Annotated in this window: 11 protein-coding genes; 7 read left to right on the top strand and 4 right to left on the bottom strand. The window is 31.6% G+C overall.

The features are described 5' to 3' along the window. Positions 1-98 precede the first annotated feature (98 nt). Both rpsI and SA378_RS09665 read left to right on the top strand, forming a co-directional pair. Positions 99-488 (top strand): 30S ribosomal protein S9, encoded by a 390-nt coding sequence (gene rpsI, locus SA378_RS09670; protein ID WP_318525786.1) that lies wholly within the window; start codon positions 99-101, stop codon positions 486-488. Positions 489-644: 156 nt separating this feature from the next. Beyond that, positions 645-1151, top strand: a complete 507-nt coding sequence (locus SA378_RS09665) for a QueT transporter family protein (RefSeq protein ID WP_318525785.1) — start codon at positions 645-647, stop codon at positions 1149-1151. Positions 1152-1175: 24 nt separating this feature from the next. On the opposite strand, the gene SA378_RS09660 is transcribed toward SA378_RS09665, so the two are convergent. Together SA378_RS09660 and upp are read right to left on the bottom strand one after the other, a co-directional pair. Beyond that, the gene (locus SA378_RS09660; protein ID WP_318525784.1) at positions 1176-2120 is read right to left on the bottom strand and encodes a diacylglycerol/lipid kinase family protein; all 945 of its coding nucleotides are present in this window, start codon (positions 2118-2120) and stop codon (positions 1176-1178) included. A gap of 123 nt (positions 2121-2243) precedes the next feature. Further along, the gene (gene upp, locus SA378_RS09655) at positions 2244-2873 is read right to left on the bottom strand and encodes a uracil phosphoribosyltransferase (RefSeq protein WP_318525783.1); all 630 of its coding nucleotides are present in this window, start codon (positions 2871-2873) and stop codon (positions 2244-2246) included. Between the two features lie 169 nt (positions 2874-3042). Between upp and acpS the strand changes: the two genes are divergently transcribed. From acpS to SA378_RS09630, 5 genes are all read left to right on the top strand, one after another. Further along, positions 3043-3414 carry a holo-ACP synthase gene (gene acpS, locus SA378_RS09650; protein ID WP_318525782.1) on the top strand — a complete coding sequence of 124 codons (372 nt, stop codon included), beginning with the start codon at positions 3043-3045 and terminating at the stop codon, positions 3412-3414. Between the two features lie 73 nt (positions 3415-3487). Beyond that, the gene (locus SA378_RS09645; RefSeq protein WP_318525781.1) at positions 3488-4000 is read left to right on the top strand and encodes a hypothetical protein; all 513 of its coding nucleotides are present in this window, start codon (positions 3488-3490) and stop codon (positions 3998-4000) included. 108 nt (positions 4001-4108) lie between these two features. After that, entirely contained in the window at positions 4109-4384 is a 276-nt protein-coding gene (locus SA378_RS09640; RefSeq protein WP_318525780.1) for a CopG family ribbon-helix-helix protein, read from the top strand. A gap of 1 nt (position 4385) precedes the next feature. Further along, entirely contained in the window at positions 4386-4736 is a 351-nt protein-coding gene (locus SA378_RS09635) for a type II toxin-antitoxin system PemK/MazF family toxin (RefSeq protein ID WP_318525779.1), read from the top strand. Positions 4737-5008: 272 nt separating this feature from the next. Continuing rightward, on the top strand, positions 5009-6055 hold the full coding sequence (locus tag SA378_RS09630) for a hypothetical protein (protein ID WP_318525778.1): 1047 nt from the start codon (positions 5009-5011) through the stop codon (positions 6053-6055). 40 nt (positions 6056-6095) lie between these two features. On the opposite strand, the gene SA378_RS09625 is transcribed toward SA378_RS09630, so the two are convergent. Both SA378_RS09625 and SA378_RS09620 read right to left on the bottom strand, forming a co-directional pair. Beyond that, on the bottom strand, positions 6096-6380 hold the full coding sequence (locus SA378_RS09625; RefSeq protein WP_318525777.1) for a hypothetical protein: 285 nt from the start codon (positions 6378-6380) through the stop codon (positions 6096-6098). A gap of 155 nt (positions 6381-6535) precedes the next feature. Then, positions 6536-7855 carry a folylpolyglutamate synthase/dihydrofolate synthase family protein gene (locus SA378_RS09620; protein ID WP_318525776.1) on the bottom strand — a complete coding sequence of 440 codons (1320 nt, stop codon included), beginning with the start codon at positions 7853-7855 and terminating at the stop codon, positions 6536-6538. Positions 7856-8046: the final 191 nt, after the last annotated feature.

Raw genomic sequence — 8046 nt, 5'->3', positions numbered from 1 at the left:
ATGTTGAAAAAACTTAAAGTATACGCAGGTCCTGAGCACAATAACCAAGCTCAAAAACCACAAGTATACGAGTTTTAATAAGGGAGGAGGACAATTAGATGGACGTACAATACAGAGGAACAGGTAGAAGAAAAAGTGCAATTGCTAGAGTGAGATTAGTTCCAGGAACTGGAAAAATCACTATAAACAAAAGAGACTTGAATGAATATATTAAATATGAAACTTTAAGAACTATAGTTAGAGAACCTCTACTTATTACAGATACTATGGGTCAATATGATGCTTTAGTAAGTGTAAAGGGCGGTGGATACACTGGTCAAGCTGGAGCAATCAGACATGGTATTTCTAGAGCATTGTTGCAGGTTGATGGAGAACTTAGACCAATTCTTAAAAAAGCTGGATTCTTGACTAGAGATTCAAGAATGAAAGAAAGAAAGAAATATGGTTTGAAAAAAGCAAGAAGAGCTTCTCAGTTCAGCAAGAGATAATAAATATAATAGACAGATAGGGACGGTCCTTCTTGTCACACAAAGTGCGTGTGACAAGAAGGACCGTCCCCACTGTCAAAGTGTTTTCTTGGCACCCACTTTAAAAATCAAGTTTTTTTAGTGACTCCGAGAATTAATTTGAAAGGAGTTTTTTTAATGAAAAAAAACAATGTACAATTTATTACACACACTGCCCTTATAGCAGCGGCTTATGCAGCATTGACTTATGTTTTTGCGTTTATGAGCTATGGACAGGTTCAATTCAGAGTTGCAGAAATTTTAGTATTATTTGCTTTTATAGAGCCTAAATATGGCTTAGGGTTAGTATTGGGGTGTATTTTAGCTAATTTGGCAAGCCCCTTAGGTGTCATAGACATAGTTGTAGGATCTTTTGCTACTTTTGTTGCAGTATTGTTTATTATTCAAGTGAAAAAAGTTTTTGGATTTAACAAAAAATCATTGCTTTTAGCAAGTCTTGGTCCGGTAATATCAAATGCAATTTTTGTTGGTTTAGAACTCACGTATTTATTTGGAACACCATTTATTATAAATGCTATGTATGTTGCAATTGGAGAAATTGCAGTTGTAACAGTTGTTGGTACTGCTGCTGTTAATGCAATTATGAAAAACACTAACTTATCAGGCAAACTTTCAATGAATTAAATAATAACAGGGACGGTTCATCAATCAAAAAGAACCGTCCCTGTTTTTATTTTCTTGAATTTGAACACCTTTTGGAAGCCAAAAATTTAATGCGTTTGGAACTATTTTAAAATCAAGTTCATCACAAGCATAGTTTTCACCGTCAATGCATAAGTTAATTGGTTCCACGCTAGTTATTTTTACATGCTTGCATTTTCTGTAAGTAATATATTTTTTTAATTTGTTATTTTCTAAATGATTGCCTGTTTTGTAATTGTTTATAAGACTTATAATATTAAGCCGAGACATATTTTTTACGAAACACAAATCCATTATACCGTCATTAATTGCTGCCTTAGGCGCACATTTATATCCACCGCCATACGAATGACCATTTGCTATTACACCGAGCAGAAATGTGCCATTTATTGTTTCGCTTTCATCAATGACTACTTTTAAATCTTTTCCTAATTTTTTTAACAGGCAATAAAAAACTGACATAATGTAGCATCCTGAACCTGTTATAAAAGGAATTTTTTTAAATTTGTGCATATTGAATCCTGCATCTGCATCAAATCCAACGTTGCACACAGAAGCTGCATATTCATCTTTAACTTTTATAAGGTCCAATTTTACAACCTCTCCGTTTATTTGTAAGTCAATATCCTCGAAGTAGGTTCTATTTTCAAAATTTTTTACGAAATCATTTCCTGATCCGCATGGTATAATTCCAACACAGGCATGATTAAAATTGTATGCTGAATTAATAACTTCATGGAGAGTTCCGTCACCGCCGCATGCATAAAAAACTGTTGGAATTTCATCTTTGCATTTGTTGATTACAAATGAATTGACGTCACCTTTAAACTTCGTAAAGTATACTTCATATTCTGTTTTTTTGTTTTTCAAAAGAGCATGAATTTTATTTTCAATGTCATGTTGAGTTTTGCCTTTTCCGGCAACAGGGTTAATTATAAATATATGTCTCATAATATCCTCCAGTATTACAATTAAGATAACATTGAGAAAACGATTTGCCAAGGAAATCAAACTGCATAAATGAGTTTGGGGACGGACCTTTGTTCAAAGGTCCGTCCCCATTAAGTCATTTGCTTACTTTGTGCCGAATAATCTGTCTCCGGCATCTCCTAACCCTGGAACGATATACCCTATATCATTGTATTTTTCATCAATTGCTGCTGTGTAAATTTCAACATCAGGATGAGCTGCAGTAACCTTAGCAAGTCCCTCAGGAGCACAAACTAAGTGAATTGATTTTATTTTTTTGGCTCCGTGTTTTTTTAATAAAGATATAGCTCCATTCATAGAACCGCCTGTTGAAAGCATTGGTTCAGTTATAATTACAATTCTGTTTTCAATATCTTTTGGGAGTTTGCAGTAATATTCCACCGGTTGCAATGTTTCTTCGTTGCGGTATAATCCTATGTGACCTATTTTCGCATTTGGTATTAAGTCAATCATACCATCAACCATTCCCAAGCCTGCTCTAAGTACAGGAACAATTGCTATATCTTCTCCTGCCAGAGTTTGGCCGATAGTCTTAGTAATTGGTGTTTCTATTTCCACTTCTTTAAGCGGAAGATTTCTTGTTACCTCATAGGCCATTAACATGGCGATTTCTCTTACTAATTCTCTGAAATCCTTTGAGGAAGTATTTTTGTCTCTAAGCATTGTAAGCTTATGCTGTATTAATGGGTGAGAGACAACTGTAACATTATTCATATATTACTCCTTTGTTGCAAAATTTAGTTTACTTATGTTCAACTAATATTAATTTGTATAGAAAACCAAAAAATAAAGTTTGTTGTAATGCATATAAACATGTAATATAATTATTATATACAAACGGCACTTTGTCAATTGATTTTTTGAAATTCAAAGGAGAATTGCAATGATAAAAGGTACTGGAATAGACATGGCTGAAGTTGACAGAATTAAAAAAAACATTGAAAACGAAAGGTTTCTTAAAAAAATTTATTCAAAGGATGAATTAGAATACTTAAAAACAAGAAAATTCAATCCGCAGACAGCAACAGGAATGTTTGCCGCAAAGGAAGCTGTTTCAAAGTGTCTTGGTACGGGGTTTACAAATTTTGGTCCGTGTGATATTGAAATAGTAAAAGATGATTCAGGAAAGCCAATGGTTAAATTAATGAACAATGCATTAAAAAGGGCAGAAGAATCAAATATTGATACTATCCATTTATCTATATCACATACAAAAGTATATGCAATCGCATATTGTGTGGCTGAAGGAAATTGAGCTGATACAGTTGTCATATATTCATATATTTCATCATATATGTATTATATAACCAATGGAAGCAGGTTTTCGAATGGATAGGAAATTTAAAATATGTTGTTTGATTTTGATATTAACTGTGTTGTGTGGCTGTTTAGTTAAAAGTGATGACGCGTATGTTATTCCTGTAAATTATACAGGGGAAGCTTTAATGAAAGTTTATACTGAAAAAAGCGAAAATACTTATAATGTTAATATTGTTTGCAGAAATAATAATTATAGTATAAGAACAGATGCGGGAAACAAATCTTGGAACGCAGCTTTCTTATCAGACAAAAGATGTATTTTGAGCAATGGTAAATTTCCGGAAAGCAGTATTGTAATAGAAAACTTTGTTATTGGAGATTTGCTTGTTAATGATTTCGATTTCGGGAAATTTTACACTGACTTGGATACTATGCCGGAAGAATTAGTATATTGGGATGGAACATATAAGCATGTTTTAAATTTCAGCAAAGAAAACTTGCTTCCAAGCACAATTTATATTTATAAAAATGATAATTTAGTTAAAGCTATACAATATAAAAAAATAAGTATTGAAGAATAATAATTTTCACATTAATACAAAAGTTACCATACAACTTATTGTTCTAATGTGGTAAAATCACTTATATATGTTTAAATGAACTAAGAGAGTAATTGTGAGGTGTGTGATTTGGCAGATAACAAGAAAATATTGATTTCAATTCCAGAGAACTTATTAAATGAACTTGATAATGCAGTTAAAGCAGAAGGTACTAACAGAAGCGACTTTATAAGAAAATCTATAAGGTTTTATTTAATTGAGAAAAGAAAGATTGAAATCAGAAATAAAATGAAGGCCGGTTATTTGGAAATGAGCAACATTAACAAAAGTATTACAGAAGAATACTCAGAAGGGGACTATGAGGACTTTTTAAGCTATGAAACAAAATTAATAGGAAGTGAATAGTTTGATTGTTAAAAGGGGAGATGTATACTATGCCGACTTAAGCCCTGTCATTGGCTCTGAACAGGGGGGCATAAGACCGGTTTTAGTGGTTCAAAACGACATAGGTAATAGATATAGTCCAACAGTTATAGTATCTGCAATTACTTCTCAGATTAACAAGGCGAAGCTGCCTACACATATTGAAATTAGTTCAGATGATTTTAGCTTGCCTAAAGATTCTGTTGTTTTGTTGGAACAAATACGTACAATAGACAAAAAGCGCTTAAAAGAAAAAATCGGACGTTTTGACAGAAATCTCATGGGTGAAGTAGATGACTGTTTAAAAATAAGTCTGGGGTTAATTGACTTTTAATTAAAGATTTGTGCAATCACAAATCTTTTTATTATAAAGCAATAACTCAAGTACCTGGTACTTGAGTTATTGCTTTTTCTATTTAAAAGGAAAGTTCTCAAAAACATGCTTTTGTAGAGACCCCCAACTTCAACAAGAAATTAAGTTAGAATTAAAAAAACAAAGCAGACGTTTTGAATTTTCAAATCAAGGCGTCTTTTTTTGCGAAAATTATCGAATATTGTAACACTTTTAATAAGTAATCATAAAATGTTATTAAAGGGGATGAATATATGTCTGAAGAACATAAAAACCTTTATTATATAAAAGGAAAAATAGTAATATACTGTGAAAAAGAAGTGGATGATATAGATAATAACAACAATAAGTTAGATGTTACCACTGATGATTATTTAGGAACAGATAAAAAAGAAGTTGAAAAAATAAAAGAAAATGAAATAGTTGAAGAAGTACAAAAAATCGTTATCGAAGAAATTGAGAAAGTTCAAGAAATTGAGAAAGTTCAAGAAATTGAAAAGATTGAAGAAATTCAAGAAAATGATGAAATAATTAAAAATATTGAAGGAGTCGATATTATGTCAGTAAATTGTGTAACAGATAATTGTTGCGAATGCAATGCAATTTTTACAAATTCTGAAAATAGAGCAGCTTTTGGTTATCAAGCTGAAAGTGCTTCTTGTGTATGTCATGACATTTGTGTAGAGGATGTTCGTGATATTTGTGTTAAAGAAAGTACGCTAACCTATTGTATACCTTGCAATCCCGATGGTCGTGCAGGTTGTCGTGGAGGATTTTTACCAGATGGACCACCAACAATCCAAAGTTGGAGAGTGTTGTGTGCAGACGAGAACATTAGCCCTTCTACTAATTGCGACCGTATAATTAATAACGTTGAATTCGAAGTAGTATTAAGATACAATTCATCTGCTGGTACAACCTTGGTTGTTGTAACTCCAAAAGATACATTAACGTGCTTTTGGCATCAATTTGCAAGATTCCCAAGCGGAGCATTTTACACTAATAATACATCAGGACTTAATCAATTCAGAAATGAATTAGCTCAAATTGATGGCTCTTGCAAAGTAATTATTATTGAAGATGTAAGGGTTGGAGTAGATGGAAATGACTGCTTGTTATTTATCGATTATAAAATCATCGATAAATTGTGGAAACATGAAAATCTTTTAGTATCAGCAATCAAACCTTATGTAAGTGGTAATGAAATTGACAACATTACAGTTAGCAAGGAATTTGGTCAAGGTCATCAAATCGGTTCTTGTACAGGAAGCGGCCCTTGCAGTGGTCTGGATTTTAGCTAATAACAACAAAATAAAGGGATGCCTCAAAAAGGAAATCCCTTTATTTTGTTAGCAAAGTTTCAATTTGAGTTAACTTGAATTCTATTCTTAAAAGAACGTCCATTATTTCTTTGAAAAGTGTTTCTTTATCTTGATTATCCTGTGTATTGTTTATCTTATTCCAATAAGTTGTTTTCTTAAATGCATGATTATTTGTGTCTTTCATTTTTTGTTCTAAATCAATCATTTCTTTTAAGATGTTTTTATTTTGCTCAGCTTGTGTAGAATTTTCGTCTGCAGAATATGCTTCCGCTTCCGCTTCTACATTATATTCATTACCTTCCATCTATTAAACTCCTTTACAATTTAACGTTACTATTAAAAATATTCAACAACTTAAATTTTATGCTAAACAATTTTCAATTCTTAATTAGAAGATTGTGGGTACGGACCTTTTTTCGCAATAATTAACGTTAATATATCATTGAAAGTATCTTATGTTTATTGTTCTTTGTTTTTAATAAATCCGTTGCTTTTTAATAGTGTCCTTACGTCTCCTATCATGTACAGAGAGCCCACAAATGCCACATATTCATCTTTGTTGATATTTTGAAGTGTTGGGATAATCTCTTCATAATTAATCAATGGAGTAACATCTATGTCTGAGTGTTTTTTGATTAATTCTGCTAAATCTACAGAGCTCATAGCTCTTTGATTATTTGGTGTTAATGTGTATATTTTTTTGCACAAAGGAAGTATATAAGGAAGAACATCCTCTGGATTCTTATCTTTAAGCATTCCAAAGAAAAGTATTATTTTATTGTTTTTGAAATTTTCTTTTACAGCTTTTGAAAAATATTCTATTCCATTGATGTTGTGACCACCGTCAAGAACTATGACAGGATTTTCTTTCAATATTTCAAATCTTCCTGCAAAACGGCAATCATTTAATCCTTTTTTTATGCTTTCTTCAGTTATATCATATCCATAATCTTTGATTATTTCTAATGTACGAAGAGCTGTTAAAGCATTATAAAGCTGATGTTCTCCCAAGAAGTTGATTTTTACCTCAGGAAGATTGAATACATCGGTTTTTAAATATTTAAACCATTGATTTGTAAGATTTCCGCTTATTTTTTGAATATTGTCCATTTGGGTATAATAAACAGTTGCATTTTTCTCTTTTGCAACATGCTCTATTTCATCTACAATATTTTCTGCTTGAGGATATATTACAACAGAGGAATTTTCTTTTATTATCCCTGCTTTTTCAAATGCTATTTTTTCTAACGTGCCTCCAAGATACTCCATGTGGTCATAACTTATGGAGGTTATAACTGAAACAAGTGTATTTTTCACTACGTTTGTTGCATCATATCTTCCGCCTAAACCTACTTCAAGCACTAAAAAATCAATACTTTGCTCCTGAAAATATTTGAATCCTATGGCAGTTACAACTTCAAATTCAGTTGGATGATTAAAACCTTCCTTAAGCATAATATCTATTTTTTCTTTAACCAATGATGTGATTCTGGCAAGGGAATCGTGATCAATATGTTTTTTATTTGTTTGTATTCTTTCGGAAAACTCTTCAAGAAAAGGACTTATGAACAATCCTGTTTTATAACCTGATGACATGAGTACATCATGAATCATATTGCTTGTGGAACCCTTTCCGTTTGTTCCTGCTACATGGATTATTTTATAACTGTCTTGAGGATTGCCCAAAAGCTCTGTGAGTTTTGTAATATTTTGAAGACCAAGCTTCGAACCGAATTTATAAGTGGAATGAATAAATTGTAATGATTCTTCGTAATTCATTTTTTCCCCCCATTGTTTTATGTTCATATATTATAATATTTTTAAGAAATTTTCAAATATTATTTGTAGAATTATAAGTTGTCAATTTATTTGGAGTGTGTTAAAATATCTTAGAATTTAAAGGAATGGAATTGTGTGAAGGGATGGATAAATGAAGAATTACTATAAAATAAATGAAATTTCGAACTTAT

The sequence above is a fragment of the Sedimentibacter sp. genome (assembly GCF_033447055.1).
Lineage (GTDB): Bacteria > Bacillota > Clostridia > Tissierellales > Sedimentibacteraceae > Sedimentibacter.
The sequence above is the reverse complement of the archived record's forward strand: the minus strand, read 5'-3'. Positions and strand labels throughout refer to the sequence as shown.

Bases quoted from the DNA above. Each gene is read 5' to 3' on its own strand.
- acpS (WP_318525782.1), top strand. From the start codon at position 3,043: ATGATAAAAGGTACTGGAATAGACATGGCTGAAGTTGACAGAATTAAA.
- SA378_RS09620 (WP_318525776.1), bottom strand. From the start codon at position 7,855: ATGAATTACGAAGAATCATTACAATTTATTCATTCCACTTATAAATTC.
- SA378_RS09660 (WP_318525784.1), bottom strand. From the start codon at position 2,120: ATGAGACATATATTTATAATTAACCCTGTTGCCGGAAAAGGCAAAACT.
- SA378_RS09625 (WP_318525777.1), bottom strand. From the start codon at position 6,380: ATGGAAGGTAATGAATATAATGTAGAAGCGGAAGCGGAAGCATATTCT.
- SA378_RS09665 (WP_318525785.1), top strand. From the start codon at position 645: ATGAAAAAAAACAATGTACAATTTATTACACACACTGCCCTTATAGCA.
- SA378_RS09630 (WP_318525778.1), top strand. From the start codon at position 5,009: ATGTCTGAAGAACATAAAAACCTTTATTATATAAAAGGAAAAATAGTA.
- SA378_RS09645 (WP_318525781.1), top strand. From the start codon at position 3,488: ATGGATAGGAAATTTAAAATATGTTGTTTGATTTTGATATTAACTGTG.
- rpsI (WP_318525786.1), top strand. From the start codon at position 99: ATGGACGTACAATACAGAGGAACAGGTAGAAGAAAAAGTGCAATTGCT.
- upp (WP_318525783.1), bottom strand. From the start codon at position 2,873: ATGAATAATGTTACAGTTGTCTCTCACCCATTAATACAGCATAAGCTT.